Here is a 14,575-nt window from a genome sequence, read left to right as displayed (position 1 = left end):
GCCGGCGCGTTCTCCATCATCCGATTCGCATGAACAGTATTTGGACCGCGCCGCCTCGTGGCGCCGGAATCTTGCTAAGAGTAGCCTCGCCCCATGGTGGGCGTGCATTGGGGGAGCCACGCGCAGGACAGCGCCGGCCGACGATGACACTTCACAACAAGAGGAGACAACCTGAATGACTTGGCTCGCGCGCACCTTCAAGCTCGAGGAACATCAGACCGACGTTCGCACGGAAGTGCTCGCCGGACTGACGACGTTCCTGACGATGGCGTACATCATCTTCGTCAACCCGAACATCCTGGCCGATGCCGGCATGCCGCACGACGCAGTGTTTGTCGCCACCTGCATTGCCGCGGCGATCGGCACCATCATCATGGGGATGTACGCGAACTACCCCATCGCGATGGCGCCGGGCATGGGCCTGAACGCCTACTTTGCGTACGCGGTGGTCAAAGGCATGGGCTTTACGTGGCAGGCGGCGCTGGGCGCGGTGTTCATTTCCGGCTGCCTGTTCCTGCTGGTGAGCGTGTTTCGCATCCGCGAGATGATCGTCAACGGGATTCCGCATTCGATTCGCGTGGCGATCACGGCCGGCATCGGGCTGTTCCTGGGCATCGTGTCGCTGCGGGGCGCGGGGCTGATCGTCGGGAATCCGGCGACGCTCGTGACGCTGGGCGATGTGCACCAGCCCTCGGTCATCCTGGCGGTGATCGGCTTCTTCGTGATCGTCGCGCTGGACCACCTGCGCGTGAAGGGCGCCATCCTGATCGGCATTCTGGCCGTGACGGCAGCGAGCTTCTTCTTTGCGGGCAACACCTTCCACGGCGTGGTGTCGATGCCGCCGTCGCTTGCGCCCACGCTGATGCAGCTCGACATCATGGGCGCGCTGTCGGTCGGCATCCTGAACGTCGTGCTGGTGTTTTTCCTGGTGGAGCTGTTTGACGCGACCGGCACGCTGATGGGCGTGGCGAACCGCGCGGGCCTGCTCAAGCAAGGCAAGATGGATCGTTTGAACAAGGCACTGCTGGCCGACAGCACGGCCATCATGGCGGGCTCGCTGCTGGGGACGTCGTCGACCACCGCCTATATCGAGAGCGCTTCGGGCGTGCAGGCGGGCGGCCGAACGGGGCTGACTGCGCTGACGGTGGCCGCGCTCTTCCTGCTGTGCCTGTTCTTCTCGCCGCTGGCGGGCGTGGTGCCGGCGTACGCGACGGCGCCCGCGCTGCTGTATGTGTCATGCCTGATGTTGCGCGAGCTGGTCGACCTGAACTGGGAAGACACCACCGAGGCCGTGCCGGCGGTGCTGACGGCGCTGATGATGCCGTTCACGTATTCGATCGCCAACGGCGTCGCGTTCGGCTTCATCACCTACGCTGGGCTGAAGCTGTTCACGGGCCGCATGCGCGAGGTGCCGATCATCGTGTGGATCATCTCGGCGGTGTTCCTGTTCCGCTTCTTCTATCTGTCCGGCGGGCATTGAGCGCCAGGGTCTTCAAGCGGATCACAACGAACGCGGACTTTCGGGTCCGCGTTTTTCTTTGGAGCATTTGCGCCGAAGCGTACCCATTTCTGCGTGCGATTGCGCAGACGAGCGTACCCGTTTCTGCGTACTGCCGTCGACGATTCAACGGCAAAGCGTACCCAATTCTGCGGACGAGGTAAGCGACAACTGTCGCGCAAATCGCGCCGACAATTGGTTTCGACAATGCGTTGATATGGCATCCACGCAGGCGGGGCGTACCCGTTTCTGCGCGATGTGTGGAGGAATGTCAGGCGGAGGGCAGGGCCAGTCTGCGTGCGGCGTCGGCAATGCTGGCGGCCAGATCGGCTTCGCGCGCCCGCACGGCGGCGCTCGGCAGGGCAGCCAGGCCAAGCGCGTGGGCAACGTCGGCTGCCGGCTCACCGGTGGCAAGCCGCTCGCGCAGATGGGCGCCGCGTAGGCCGCGCAATGAGGCATTCGCGAGGCGTACGGCAGCGTCGGCGTGGCCGATGGCGCGAGCGTATTCAGCGGCTTCGCCGAGCATGGCCTTGACGATGAGCAGCAGTTGCGAGCGCGAGGCGATGCCCTTGCGCTCGCCGAAATCGCGGCGCAGGGCGGGTGAGTCGATGATGGTGCCGTCTGCGCGTCGCGGCGAGCGCTTGCGCACCGACAGCAGCAGCGGCGTGGCTTCATTCGGCAGGGGCAGCGGCGAGAGGCCGAAGGCCGTGCGGTACTCGCGCAGCGCAGACATCAGCGCATCGCAGGGCAGCCAGCGCTGCGAACGGCCTGTGCCGACCTCCAGCAGCCAGACCGATGCCGGCAGCTGTGCGTCGGCTGTTGCGTGCGAGGCCGGAACGGCGTGCAGCGCCACGTCGCCCATTCGCGCGCACATCAGCTCCGATACGCGCATGCCCGCCTGGGCGAGCAGCACGGCGAGAAAGTGGTCACGCGCCTGACGCAGGCGAGCCTCCCGGCCGAGCGCGACGCGCGCCCGCACGGCATCGATGATCAATGCCATGTCGGACGCGCCCAGTGCGGTGTCCGGTTCGGCCGCTGCGACGGACCGGGGCGCGGGCGTGCCCGGCGCCGGCACGGTAATGACAATCGCATCGTCATCGAGAAACGGGTTCGCGCGCAGATAGCCCATGCGCAGCAGCCAGCCGCAGAGGTTCGCCGCGATGATGCTGCTCTGGCGTGTGGAGCGTGCCGAAAGCGGGCCGCGCAGCGGCGTCCAGTTCGCATCGTTGCGTTCGATGCCGCGCGCACTGATCGCCCATGCAGGCGGTTCTTGCAAAAAGCGCAGATAGGTCGACGCGTCGTCGCGCTGCCAGCTTGCGATCGGCTTACCGAAGGTGCGCGCGTACCAGCACACGCGCTCGGCTTCCACGCGGTACTGCGACAGCGTGGAAGCGCTCACCGCACGAGCGCCGGAAGCGCGCGCGGCGAGCCACGCCTGCACGCGTTCGCGCTCGTGTGCGAAGGCCTGCAAATCGGCCTCGGAAGCGGCGTTATCGGGAAGGGGCACGGCGTCGGCCGGGCGCGGTTCAAGCATGCGGAGCGTGTGTGGAACACGAAGACAAAACGGATCGCGCAAGTATAGCGATCTGCATTCACGCCCCGCAGCCTGCAGCGATTGGAGGCCGCATTCAAGTGCGATGGGCACGCGCCATGCTCAATGCGGGAACGTCGCTTCGTATGTCGGACGCTTCCGACAAAACGATCGGAACCGGTTCGATAGGCGCGCCGAATGTGCGCGTTTATCTTCGGCTCCACAAGTCGACAACAACGTACATGGGCCCGCGATGCATGCGGCCCGGTTCATGACAGGACTCTCCCTCCGAGGTGGAAGATGAAGATACAGATCAGGAAGATCGTCGCCGTGCTGGCGCTGGGTTCGTTGGGCGTGATCGCTGGATGCGGCGGCGGTGACGACGACATCGGGCAGATCATCGGCACCAGTTCGCCGCAGTACCGCACGGTGCACGCCAACCCATTCATCGGCAACGTTGACTTTGGTGTGAACGGCACCACGAAGATCAGCAATGTTGGTTTCAAGAACGTCAGCAACTACTTCGGCATTGACGCCACGGCCAGCACGGCCACCGTGTCCAACACGGGCAGCAGCACGCCGCTCGCCTCGACGGGGTTCACGCCGGCAAACGGCCACCGCTATACCGCGCTGGCCATCGTGGGCGCCAACGGTTCGGCGACGAGCCTGGCGCTGATCGATGACCCGTATAACAAGTCGATCCTGTCAGACAAGGCGCGCGTGCGGACCTTCAACGCTTCGTACAACGCTCCGAATGTGGACGTGTATGTGACCGCGCCCAATGTGGACCTGGCTGCCATCGCGCCGACCATGAGCGGTGCATCGTACGGCGGCGCGGCGCCGGCCAGCACCCAGGATTCGATCTACGTCGACGGCGGCACGTACCAGGTGCGGGTGGCGACGGCGGGTACGAAGAACGTCATCTTCACGTCGCAGCCGTTCAGCCTGGCCAACAACGCCGACTGGCTGATTACCACGCTGCCCGCGGGCGGCGTGGGCGCCGTCACACCGAACGCGATTCGCGTGCTGGTGGCACAGGCCAACGGCGCTTCGCAGACGGCTTCTGAGCTGCCCTCGCAGTAAGCCGGCTTCACGCCCTATGATGCGGTGCTGCGGCACCGCATTTTTTTTGAGGGCGTGCCGGGAATGAAAACTGCTAACGAAGGGCGCAATGAGTGAATCCGTAACGGGCTGGTCGGCAGCCGTGCGCGCACCGTGCGCGGCGCGTGCTGCACCGGCCGTCAGGAAGCAGGCTGACGTGTTCTGGGTAGACGATCCTTTGACGGGCACGCGTCTGCACGTAAGCGCCGGAGCGCAGACGTGGGGCGTGCAGCCCGATTCCCTGTGCGGCGCTCGCGACCGCTGGCTCGCCCATGTGCATCCAGATGATCACATGGCATTGCGTGCTGCCTGGGACGGCTTGGCACGGGGGCAGGAGTTCGTGCTCGAATACCGATGGCTCGGAGATGACCACGGCGAAGCCCGCGAATATCGCGTTCGCGAACGGGGCTACCTCATGCCAAGCGTCGACGGTGCATCGGCGCACGCCGTGGGCGTGGTCGAAGACGTGACGCACGGCCATCAGACCCTTGCCGCGCTCACCGAGTCGGAATTCCAGTTGCAATGGCTGACCGAAAGCGTGCCGTTTCCGCTGGTACAGATCGACCCGCAGCACCGCGTGCGCTTCGCCAACCGCGCGTACGCGCAGCGCTTGGGCTTTCGGCACGAGGACGTGCTCGGGCGCCATCTGCGTGAACTGATGGGCGAGGCCGCCTATGCGCGGGTCCTGTCGCATCTGAACGATGCATTCGCGGGGCAACGCGTCGAGTTTGAAATGGAACTGCAGTACCCGGCCGGCGTTGGCCGCCGGTTCGTGCACGCTGCGTATTCGCCGCAGCACGGGTCGGACGGCCAAGTGCAGGCGCTCGTGTGCGTGGTCGAAGACATCACCGAGCGCAAGGCGGCCGAGCACGAGCGTTTTCGACATCAGCGCGAATTCGTCACGCTGGTGGAAAACGCGCCCGACGTGATCGCACGGCTCGATCGCGAACTGCGCTGCGTGTATGTGAACCGCGCGGTGAACGACGCGTTTGGGGTGGCCCCCGCCGTGATGATTGGCAAGACGCTGGTGGCATCGCCCCTTTCCGTCGAGGTCACGGAGCCGCTGGAGGACGCTGCGCGCCGCGCGTTCGACCTTGGCGCAGAACAGACGCTGACGTTGCATCTCGACGTGCAGGACGGTCGCCCGCGCGGGGCCCACTACAACGCGCGCGTCATTCCGGAAGCGGACCGGAATGGCGCCATCGAATCGGCGCTGCTGATCATTTACGACGTGACTGAGCGCACGGAGGCCGAGCGCGAGCGCGATGCGTTGTTGCTGCGCGAACAAGCCGCGCGTGCACAGGCGGAGGCTGCAGCGCTGGCCCGCGATCAGTTCCTGGCGGTGGTGTCGCACGAACTGCGGTCGCCGCTCAATGGCATCCAGAACTGGGCGTACGTATTGGAGAGCCAGGTGGCCGGCGGGGCGCCGCTCATGCAGCGCGCGCTGGCGGGCATCAAGACCGGCGTCGAGCAGCAGGTACGCCTGATCGAAGACCTCCTGGACGCCACGCGCGTGATGAGCGGCAAGCTGCGCCTGACGCGCGAACCGTTCGTGCTGCGCACGGCGCTGGAACGCGCGCTCAACAGCGTGCACACCCTGGCTACGGAACGCCGCGTCGCCCTGCATACCACCATCGACCTGAACGATCACGAGATCGACGGCGATGCCGATCGCGTCGAGCAGATCGTCTGGAACCTGCTGACCAACGCCATCAAGTTCACGCAGGAAGGCGGCGATGTCTGGCTGTCGGCCGATCTGTTGGGCGAGGTGGCGCGCATTGTCGTGCGCGACAACGGCCGCGGCATTGCACCGGCATTCCTGCCGTATCTGTTTGATCCATTCCGCCAGGCTGACGGCGCGCACACGCGGCGCACGGGTGGCCTGGGGCTTGGGCTGGCGCTGGTCAAGCGTCTGACCGAGTTGCACGGCGGGCGCGTGTATGCGCGCAGCGAAGGCGACCAGCATGGCGCCACGTTTACCGTGTACCTGCCGTTGCATGCCGGGGCTGATCTGATCACGCCGCTGGCGGAAGATCCGGAACGCACCGGGCCGCTGCCTTCACTGGCAGGACTGCGCGTACTGCTGGTCGACGATCAGCAGGACGCGCGCGACGCGCTGGCGACGTTGCTGACGCAGGTCGGCGCGGAAGTCGGCAGCGTGGGCTCGGGCCACGAGACGATGGCGCTGCTCGACGTCTGGGGTGCACGGGGCGAAGCGGGCCACCCGCAGGCCGTGGTGTGCGACATCGCGCTGCCCGATGAGGACGGCTACGCAATCCTGCAGAGAATCCGCACGTGGGAACGCGAGCACCTGCCCGCCGGGGCTACGCCCATGGCCGCCATCGCGCTGACCGCATTTGCGCAGCCGCACGATCGCGCTCGGGCGCTGGCCACGGGCTTTCAGGAACATCTGATCAAGCCTGTGTCGCCGTACGATCTGGTGCGCGCGTTGCGCACGCTTGCCATGCGGGTCTCCGCACCAACCTAGTCGGCGAGGGCACGAGTTTTGCGCAGAGAAGGTTGAACCACTTTCTCTGTCATGCCAGCCGAACCCACTCCCTCCACCTCGCCGCCCGAACCCTTGCACGGCAGCCTCCTCGATGGGCTGCGGCAGCCGGCTTGGCGCGTGGCGATGGTGCTGGTGGCCATTGGCGGCACGTTGGTGTTTCTGCAATGGGCGCGAGCGTTTCTGGTGCCGTTCACCCTCGGCGTGGTACTCGCGTTTGCCTTGAACCCGGTGGTGGTGTGGTTGCGGCGCTGCTATGTCCCGCGCCCGATTGCTGCCGCTATCGTCGTGCTCGGCTTGTGGATCGCCGGTGCGGTACTGGCGTTCGGGATGCAAGACGGCGTCTCGGCCATGGCGAACCGGTTGCCGGTCGCCGCGGAGCGCATGGCACAGGCCATCGACGGAATGCGCGGGCACATGGGCGGCGCGTTCGACAAGATGCGCGATGTGACCGTCGCGCTTGAGCACGCCGCCGAAGGCGTGCAGGGCAAGCCGGCGCCAGCGCCTGCCAAGCGTTCGCCTGCGGCCGCGGCGCCTGCCGAGGCAGCTTCCGCGCAGCCGGTGCTGCCGGTGCGCGAGTTTCTATGGACCGGCTCCGCCAATCTCTTCGCGCTTGCCGGGCAGCTCGTGGTGGTCTCGTTTCTCGTCTACTTCCTGCTTGCATCGGGTCAGGCGCTCAAGCGCAAATGGGTGCGCGCAGTGGGCAACACGCTGAGCGAGAAGAAGCGCGCGGTGCGCATGATGGCGGTCATCGGCACGCAGATCCAGTATTCCCTGCTGGTGCTGTTCGCGACCAACATCGTGCTGGGCATCCTCACCACGGTGGCCTTTGTGCTGCTCGGCATGGAGGACGCGGCGGTCTGGGGTCTGGCGACCGCCGTGCTGCATTTCGTGCCGTATCTGGGTTCGGTGGTCATTGCCGTGGCCAGTGGTATCGGGGCATACCTGCAGATGGGCGCGTGGTCGGATGCGCTTGTCGTGGCAGGGGTGACGCTGCTGCTTGCCACGCTGGTCGGCACGCTGCTCGTGACATGGCTGCAAAGCCGGGCGTCCAAGCTCGACCCGTGCGTGGTCTACATCGGCCTGCTGCTGTGGGGCTGGCTGTGGGGCCTGTGGGGCTTGCTGCTGGGCACGTCCATCACGGCGATGATCAAGGTGGTATGTGATCACGTCGAGCGCCTCCGCCCGCTCGGCACGCTGCTCGGCACCGCCGATGCGCCGGCCGGCGTGTCGCAGCGTCTGCTGGACCGACTGCGCGGCCGTCCCACGCGGCGGCGCGAACGTGCGCACCACCCCCGCTGACGACGCCTGGGTCACCTTGCGCAGCAAGCGTTACAAGCGCGTGTAACCCTTACGCAACGACCGCGCCACGGCGGGAGCAGAGGCATTGCTACCCCGCCTCGTTTGCGCCGCGTTGCGGTGCAGTGGTGGTGCAGGTCTTGTCGGCTGGATGGCGGAGACGGGTGCGGTGGGCACGTCGGTTGCGGTGCGCAAGGCAACCAGATCACGTTCGCAGGAGAGCGCCATGAACCGACTCCGCCCCGCCTTATGCGGCCCCCATCAGCGCGGCGAACGTCCCGCGGGCACGACCCCGCCGCGTGCGCCCGGCGCGGGCCAAAACTTCCAAAGCATCGACAAGATGCATGGCGACGCCGAGCACGACGAGCCCGCGTCGAGCGCGGCCGAGCGGCTGCCGCACGAGCGCGACCAGCATCTTGAAGAGCAGCATTCCGAACCGCGCAGCAGTGCCAAACAGGCCGCGCGCGACATCGAAAGCGGGCAGCTCGACACCGATCTGCACGACACCCCTGGGGTAGAGCGCGTCGTGCGCGACCGCCATCCGGCCAATCGCGATGATGGCGATCGCCAGGTCGCTCACCGCAGCGCAGACGACCTCGCGCACAAGCGGGGGCAGACGAGCGCCCCCTCGCACCGCCGCGACGAAAACAAAGGTTGATCGATCCATGCGCATTGCTTATGTGACCGAAACCTGGCCGCCGGAACTGAACGGCGTGTCGCTCACGGCTGCACGCACCGTGGCGTTCCTGCAGACGCGCGGGCACGACGTGATGCTGGTGCGCCCGCGCCAAAGCGCCATCGACGCCGGCAAGCCCGCATTGGCGGACGACACGTTGCGCGTGCCCGGCGTGCCGATTCCGTTGTATCCGGATTTGCGCATGGGCTTGCCCGCACGCCGACGGCTGCTTCGCGCGTGGGGCGTCTATCGGCCCGACCTCGTGCATGTCGCGACGGAGGGACCACTTGGCTGGTCTGCTATTCGGGCCGCGCGCCAACTCGGCCTGCCGGTCACGTCGGATTTCAGAACCCGCTTTGACGAATACGGCCGCCACTACGCGTGGGAGGGCGCCGTGACGTTGGTGCGCGCGTATCTGCGCGCGTTTCACAATCGCACCGACCGCACCTTCGTTCCCACGCGCGAACTGCAGCGGCAGTTGAGCGAACTCGATTTCGAACGCCTGACCGTCAGCACGCGCGGCGTCGATGCACACCGATTCACGCCGCAGGCCCGCAGCGAAGCGTTGCGCGCGCAATGGGGCGTCGCGGCAGATACACCGGTGGTCCTGACGGTCGGACGTCTGGCATTGGAAAAGAACCTGGGTGTCGCGCTCGATGCGTTCGCTGCCGTGCGGGAGCGCGTGCCAGATACGCGTCTCGTCATGGTGGGCGATGGCCCGCAGCGCAACGCACTGCGCAGGCGCTGCCCCGATGCCATCTTTGCCGGCACCCAGCATGGCGAAGCACTGGCGGCGCACTACGCATCTGCGGACCTGTTTCTCTTTCCCAGCTTGACGGAGACCTTCGGCAACGTGGTGGTCGAGGCCATGGCCAGCGGCTTGCCCGTGGTGGCGTTCGATACCGCCGCTGCCGGCATGCACGTGCGCAGCCGCGAGAACGGCTGGCTTGCGCCCGTCGGGGACGCTGCATCGTTCACGCAGGCGGCCGTCGCGCTCGCCACTGACGCCGGCCTGCGGCAGCGGCTGGGCCAGGCAGCGCGGCTGACGGCGCAGAGCCTGGATTGGCCGCGCGTGCTAGAACGCTTTGAAGCTGCGCTCATCGCCGTGCACGATGCCGCCACCAACGGGGAGGCGTACCATGGCGACGCACGTCTGGCCTGACTGGAAGCGCTGGCGCGAGCGTGATCGGCAGCTCGCCGTGGCGCTCAACCATGTAGCGGGCAATGCGTCCGCCATGCGCTTCTATCGCGGTGTGAGCCGCCTGGGCGACGGCATGCTGTGGTACGCATTGATGGCGGCGCTGCCCGTGGTCGGCGGTGACACCGGTTGGGAATGCGCCAAGCAGATGGGCCTTACGGGGCTGCTCTCGCTCATCATCTACATCGTGCTCAAGCGTGGTGTGTGCCGGCCGCGACCGTACCTTTCCTGCGAAGAGATCCACCTGTGCGGGCGCGTGCTCGACCAGTTCAGCTTTCCGTCGGGCCACACGCTGCATGCGGTGTCGTTCAGCATCGTGATGGCGGCGTACTACCCGCGCATGGCGCTGGCGCTGGTGCCATTCACGCTCATGGTCGCCCTCTCTCGCGTCGTGCTCGGCCTGCATTACCCGAGCGACGTGCTCGCAGGCGCCGGGCTTGGGATGCTGATCGGCGGATTGTCGGTGTGGCTGTTTTAACGCCCGCGCTCAGTACGACGTTTGCGCCTGCCCGGTGACGGTCGTCTCCGGGCCGCCCATCCAGGCCTGCGCCAACACCTGCGCAAAGCCATTCTTGGTGACGGGCGTGCGCGTCTCCAGGCATGTGGCGAGCAGTTCCTGCCAATGGCGGATGACATCGGGATGCGCCGCGTCAGCCGGATGCAGGCCCAGGCGCAGCAGCGGTGCCTCGGCGTGCCGCTGCGCCAGCCAGCGCAGGTAATACCGCGACACCAGCCGGCGCGCCGGCGAGCGAACGCTATACGTCAGGCAAGGTGCCTTGAGCGGGCGGCGCGGGTGCAGCAGATAAAAGCGCTGCAGCGTGGTCGTGTAGCGCAGCGGCAGCCCGTCGAGCGCTTCCCAGGTGGCCGGGTTCATCAGCCAGGCCGGAGCGACGAAGCCATGCAGCGGCCAGCCGTTTGCGGCAAACCACGCGGCACCGGCTTCGATGCGCGCACGCGCCGCCGCCAGCGGAATCGCAGAGAACTCGCCTTCACCGGCGGTATAGCGCGTGCGGATCAGCTGCTGGATCAGGCCGCCAGGGGGCTGGTCGTCCAGATGCGCATAGCCGTGCAGCACAAGTTCATCGCCTTCGGCCAGGCATTCGCTCATCACGCGGCAAAAGCGTTCGCTGTTGCGTGCGGTCGGGCCGCGATAGAAGTTCGGAATGACGAGCAGCGACTTGGGTACGCGCGCCACTTCATCCAATGCGGAGAGCAATACCTTGCACGCAGGCCAGGTGGCCGGCGTGACATCGTGCATGGCAAGGATGAGATAGCGCGACATGATGGACAGATCGGTCTGGACTACCGGCCGCGCGACGCACGCACGCGTTCGCGAGCCGGCGGGAGTGTTGTTTCCGCGGCGATGCCGGTTTGACGGCCGAGCAGAGCGAGATAGCGTTGCAGCAGTTGCGGCAGCACCGCCCGCCAGTCGTATTGCATGGCGTGGCGGCGCGCGGCGTGCGCGAGTGTCACCGGGTCCCGTTGGCGCAGCGCCTGGAGCGCCTGCGCAAAATCGTCAGCGACGCAACGTGGCACGGCATACCCGACGTGCTCATCCACCAGCTCGCTCAAGCCGCCGGCTGCGCACGTGACGACGGGCACGCCACTGGCCATCGCTTCCAACGCGACGAGGCCGAACGTTTCCTGATCGCCTGCATGCACAAACACGTCTGCGCTTGCCATGGCGGCAGCCAGGTGCTGCGCGTCGCCTTCATAAGCGAGCGCGCGAACGTTCTTGCCACGCGGAGGCGTCGGGCCCGAGCCGATGGTGACGAGCACGCTGCCGTCGTCGAGCTTGTCCACCGCGTCGCACAGCACGTGCAGGTTTTTCTCCGGCGCATAGCGCCCGACGTAGAGCAGCACGCGGGCATCGCGCGGCAGGTCCAGCTGCTCGCGCCAGCGCAGCGAGCGCCGCGCTGGGTGGAACAGGCGCGTGTCGACGCCCAGCGGCTGCAGTTCAATGCGCTGCACGCCCAGGTCGGCCACCTTCTGCGCGATGTAGCGGCTCGGCACGAAGACCGTATCGAAGTGTGGATACAGCTTGCGAGCGTACGCCGCAGCTGCCAGCTCGGCAGGCGGCCCGCCCAGCCGGCGGAAAAACGCTGGCAGATCGGAGTGATAGAACGCCGCCACCGGCACGTTCAGCCGCGCGCCCGCCTGCACCGCCGCCCATGACAGCCGATAAGGGTCGCCCGCTTCGATCAGGTCCGGCGACAGCGCACACAGTGCACGGACCGCAGGCCCGGTCCGCAGCGGAACGCGGTAGCCGTGTGAGAGCGGCAGCGGCACGCCCGGCACCACGGCGATCTCGTTGCTCGCGTCGTCGGCCGTGCCCGGCACGACCAGCGTGTGCCGCCAGTGTGTTGAGCGCAGAAAGTCGTGCTTGGCGCGCAGGTAGCGTTTGACGCCACCGCTTTCCGCCGCCCAGAACATCGTCACGTCCGCCAGATGCAACGAGGCGGCCGTGGCATCGCCGTCGTGGCGATGCGGGTAGCGATCGGTGGGCAGCTTGCGCACGGCGGTCAGACCTGGCGCCGCATTTCGGCGGGTGCAATGCGCATCAGCCCGCGGTACTTGGCGACGGTGCGTCGCGCAACGATCACGCCCTGCTCGGCCAGCATCTTCGCGAGCGAGACATCGGAGAGCGGTGCGTCCGCATCTTCGGCTTCGATCATTTCCTTGAGCAGCGCCCGCACGGAAGCCGCCGAGCATGCACCACCCGTGTCCGTCGCCAACTGGCGCGAGAAGAAATACTTGAACTCGAAGATGCCGCGCGGCGTGGCCATGTACTTGTTGCCTGTGGCGCGGGAGATGGTCGATTCATGCAGGCCCAGTTCTTCGGCCACGTCGCGCAGCACCAGCGGCTTCATGGCGACCTCGCCGTATTCGAGGAAGTGCTTCTGGTGCGCGACGATCGCCTCGGCCACGCGCTGGATGGTGGCAAAGCGTTGCTGCGCGTTGCGGATCAGCCAGCGCGCCTCCTGCAGCTGATGCGCCAGCGGCGTGCGGTGGTGGCCGCGCGTCTGCGCAAACAGTTCCGCGTAGACCTTGTTGATCCGTGCGCATGGCGCCACCGCCGGGTTCGTCAGCGCAATCCACTTGCCCTTGATCTTGGTGACGATCACGTCCGGCACGATGTAGCCGGCATGCGCCTGCGAGAAGCGCAGCCCCGGGCGCGGGTCCAGCATGCGGATCAGCGCGCAGGCATCGCGCAGCTCGTCTTCCGTACAGCCCAGCGCACGACGCATCTGCGTGAATTCGCGCTTGGCCAGACGCGGCAGGTGGCTGCGCACGATGTCCTGTGCGATCTCCTGGATGCGCTCCTCAGCTTCGGTGTCAGCGGGGCGCGCTTCGATCTGCAGGCGCAGGCATTCGGCAAGGTCGCGCGCGGCCACGCCGGGCGGATCGAGGCTCTGCACGAGCGCCAGCGCAATCTGCATTTCCTTCTCGGTCGGCGGCGGTTCCACGGGCGCCAGCGGGATCAGTTCGGAAAGCAGCTGGCGCAGGTAGCCGTCGTCGTCGAGCGCTTCGATCAGCGTCTGTGCGAGCAGGCAGTCGCGCTCAGACAGGCGGTAGCTGCGCAGCTCCTGATGCAGATGCTCGCGCAGGCTCGGCGTGGAGTGCACCCATTCGCCGATGTCGCTGTCTTCACCGTCGCCGTGGTGGGCGCCGCCGTGGCTGTAGTAGGTGCTGAAGTCGGTGGGGAAGTCTTCCGATGCGGCCAGCGTTGCGTCGGTTTCGATGGCGCTGGTGGTGGTTTCCAGCGGAGCATCGTCGACAGGTGCGTGGTCGGCCGCGGCGCCGTCCAGATCGGCAGAGGCGGCAATGTCGCCGGTGCGCGCGACGTCAGGCTGCGCACCTGCTTCTTGCTCGACTTCTTCCAGGAATGGATTGCTTGCGAGCGCTTCTTGCATTTCCTGCGCAAATTCGGTTGCAGACAACTGCAGCAGCTTGACGGATTGCTGCAGTCGCGGCGTCAGCGCGAGATGCTGCTTCGCACGCATTTCCAGAGCGGCCTTGACCATTCGCCTTGCCTCCTTTGGTGAGTGGGCGTCGACATTTCCGTCGACCGGTCACCGCATCGATGCAAAGGGTATGCCATGTCAGCAAAGCCAGTCGCCGCAAGGCTTTACGGGCGGCTGGCACGCCGTTTCTACATGGTCATGTCGTTTTTATATGCCCATTGTTGCCGGCACATGACAGCGCTGCCGGCGGTTGCGGACGGCGTCGGCATACGTGGATGGGTGGCACCGCAGGTACATGCGTTGCTGCGGGAGGAGGCGGGAGACGCGCCGCAGTGCGCTTCCATCGCCTTCTTATCGAGCATCACATTCCAGGAGAAACCACATGCGAACACGTTTCCTGAGCGCTGCGCTTGTCAGCGCGATCTTTAGCCTCGGTATGGGTGCCGCCGTGGCCCAGACGACGACCGCGCCGGTCGACAACCAGGAGTCGAGCAACCCGACCAAGGCGCCGGGCAAGCGCACCGATCCGCCGTCGTCGACGGCCGATCGCACGGCCAATACACCGATGGCCGGCAGCGAGGCGGCGCCGGCGGCGGGCGGCAGCGATACCAGCAAGCCGGCGCACAAGAAGCATCGCCATCACAAGAAGTCCGGCTCGACCGTGCCGGGCGGCACGAACAGCGCGGGCGACATGTCGCACTCGGGCGTGCAGGCCGGCGGCAACGACGCCGCCACGACGACCGGTAATTCCTACCCCGGCAGTTCCAAGCAAGGTCAGTAACGTTGAAAGGAAAGGGCTCG

At 66.6% G+C, this 14,575-nt stretch carries 12 protein-coding genes; 7 read left to right on the top strand and 5 right to left on the bottom strand.

Annotation, left to right across the window (positions count from 1 at the left end):
• The first annotated feature begins 175 nt into the window (after positions 1-175).
• Positions 176-1,480 (top strand): NCS2 family permease, encoded by a 1,305-nt coding sequence (locus tag R2669_RS17290; RefSeq protein ID WP_316901446.1) that lies wholly within the window; start codon positions 176-178, stop codon positions 1,478-1,480.
• A gap of 289 nt (positions 1,481-1,769) precedes the next feature.
• On the opposite strand, the gene R2669_RS17285 is transcribed toward R2669_RS17290, so the two are convergent.
• Positions 1,770-3,032: an integrase gene (locus R2669_RS17285; RefSeq protein WP_316901445.1), complete on the bottom strand. Its 1,263-nt coding sequence runs from the start codon at positions 3,030-3,032 to the stop codon at positions 1,770-1,772.
• Between the two features lie 297 nt (positions 3,033-3,329).
• On the opposite strand from R2669_RS17285, the gene R2669_RS17280 reads away from it, so the two are divergent.
• From R2669_RS17280 to R2669_RS17270, 3 genes are all read left to right on the top strand, one after another.
• Complete coding sequence (locus R2669_RS17280; protein ID WP_147214929.1) at positions 3,330-4,112, top strand: DUF4397 domain-containing protein; 783 nt, start codon at positions 3,330-3,332, stop codon at positions 4,110-4,112.
• 88 nt (positions 4,113-4,200) lie between these two features.
• Complete coding sequence (locus R2669_RS17275) at positions 4,201-6,618, top strand: hybrid sensor histidine kinase/response regulator (RefSeq protein ID WP_316901443.1); 2,418 nt, start codon at positions 4,201-4,203, stop codon at positions 6,616-6,618.
• Between the two features lie 51 nt (positions 6,619-6,669).
• A complete protein-coding gene (locus R2669_RS17270) occupies positions 6,670-7,938 on the top strand; it encodes an AI-2E family transporter (protein WP_316901442.1) in 1,269 nt (422 codons plus the stop codon).
• Between the two features lie 244 nt (positions 7,939-8,182).
• On the opposite strand, the gene R2669_RS17265 is transcribed toward R2669_RS17270, so the two are convergent.
• Positions 8,183-8,602, bottom strand: coding sequence for a hypothetical protein (locus tag R2669_RS17265; RefSeq protein ID WP_316901441.1), 420 nt, complete (start codon positions 8,600-8,602; stop codon positions 8,183-8,185).
• Between R2669_RS17265 and R2669_RS17260 the strand changes: the two genes are divergently transcribed.
• Both R2669_RS17260 and R2669_RS17255 read left to right on the top strand, forming a co-directional pair.
• Complete coding sequence (locus tag R2669_RS17260; protein ID WP_316901439.1) at positions 8,601-9,773, top strand: glycosyltransferase family 4 protein; 1,173 nt, start codon at positions 8,601-8,603, stop codon at positions 9,771-9,773. The two genes, R2669_RS17265 and R2669_RS17260, sit on opposite strands and share 2 nt — an antisense overlap.
• Entirely contained in the window at positions 9,751-10,287 is a 537-nt protein-coding gene (locus R2669_RS17255; protein ID WP_316890431.1) for a phosphatase PAP2 family protein, read from the top strand. Before R2669_RS17260 ends, R2669_RS17255 begins: the two co-directional genes overlap by 23 nt.
• A gap of 9 nt (positions 10,288-10,296) precedes the next feature.
• Here the strand turns inward: R2669_RS17255 and R2669_RS17250 are convergent, their stop codons facing one another.
• Genes R2669_RS17250 through R2669_RS17240 form a run of 3 tightly spaced genes read right to left on the bottom strand, consistent with a single transcriptional unit; the run spans position 10,297 to position 13,834 of the window.
• A complete protein-coding gene (locus R2669_RS17250; protein ID WP_316890432.1) occupies positions 10,297-11,091 on the bottom strand; it encodes a DUF2334 domain-containing protein in 795 nt (264 codons plus the stop codon).
• A gap of 20 nt (positions 11,092-11,111) precedes the next feature.
• Complete coding sequence (locus R2669_RS17245) at positions 11,112-12,326, bottom strand: glycosyltransferase family 4 protein (RefSeq protein WP_316901437.1); 1,215 nt, start codon at positions 12,324-12,326, stop codon at positions 11,112-11,114.
• Between the two features lie 5 nt (positions 12,327-12,331).
• Positions 12,332-13,834 (bottom strand): RNA polymerase factor sigma-54, encoded by a 1,503-nt coding sequence (locus R2669_RS17240; protein WP_316901435.1) that lies wholly within the window; start codon positions 13,832-13,834, stop codon positions 12,332-12,334.
• A gap of 322 nt (positions 13,835-14,156) precedes the next feature.
• Here R2669_RS17240 and R2669_RS17235 point away from each other — a divergent pair, with 322 nt between their 5' ends.
• Positions 14,157-14,555 (top strand): hypothetical protein, encoded by a 399-nt coding sequence (locus tag R2669_RS17235; RefSeq protein WP_316901433.1) that lies wholly within the window; start codon positions 14,157-14,159, stop codon positions 14,553-14,555.
• The last annotated feature ends 20 nt before the right edge of the window (positions 14,556-14,575 follow it).

The sequence above is a fragment of the Ralstonia edaphi genome (genome assembly GCF_958350185.1).
GTDB lineage: Bacteria > Pseudomonadota > Gammaproteobacteria > Burkholderiales > Burkholderiaceae > Ralstonia > Ralstonia edaphi.
The sequence above is the reverse complement of the archived record's forward strand: the minus strand, read 5'-3'. Positions and strand labels throughout refer to the sequence as shown.

Excerpts from the sequence above, each read along its gene's own strand:
- R2669_RS17290 (WP_316901446.1), top strand. The coding sequence starts at position 176 with ATGACTTGGCTCGCGCGCACCTTCAAGCTCGAGGAACATCAGACCGAC.
- R2669_RS17285 (WP_316901445.1), bottom strand. The coding sequence starts at position 3,032 with ATGCTTGAACCGCGCCCGGCCGACGCCGTGCCCCTTCCCGATAACGCC.
- R2669_RS17280 (WP_147214929.1), top strand. The coding sequence starts at position 3,330 with ATGAAGATACAGATCAGGAAGATCGTCGCCGTGCTGGCGCTGGGTTCG.
- R2669_RS17275 (WP_316901443.1), top strand. The coding sequence starts at position 4,201 with ATGAGTGAATCCGTAACGGGCTGGTCGGCAGCCGTGCGCGCACCGTGC.
- R2669_RS17270 (WP_316901442.1), top strand. The coding sequence starts at position 6,670 with ATGCCAGCCGAACCCACTCCCTCCACCTCGCCGCCCGAACCCTTGCAC.
- R2669_RS17260 (WP_316901439.1), top strand. The coding sequence starts at position 8,601 with ATGCGCATTGCTTATGTGACCGAAACCTGGCCGCCGGAACTGAACGGC.
- R2669_RS17265 (WP_316901441.1), bottom strand. The coding sequence starts at position 8,602 with ATGGATCGATCAACCTTTGTTTTCGTCGCGGCGGTGCGAGGGGGCGCT.
- R2669_RS17255 (WP_316890431.1), top strand. The coding sequence starts at position 9,751 with ATGGCGACGCACGTCTGGCCTGACTGGAAGCGCTGGCGCGAGCGTGAT.
- R2669_RS17250 (WP_316890432.1), bottom strand. The coding sequence starts at position 11,091 with ATGTCGCGCTATCTCATCCTTGCCATGCACGATGTCACGCCGGCCACC.
- R2669_RS17240 (WP_316901435.1), bottom strand. The coding sequence starts at position 13,834 with ATGGTCAAGGCCGCTCTGGAAATGCGTGCGAAGCAGCATCTCGCGCTG.
- R2669_RS17235 (WP_316901433.1), top strand. The coding sequence starts at position 14,157 with ATGCGAACACGTTTCCTGAGCGCTGCGCTTGTCAGCGCGATCTTTAGC.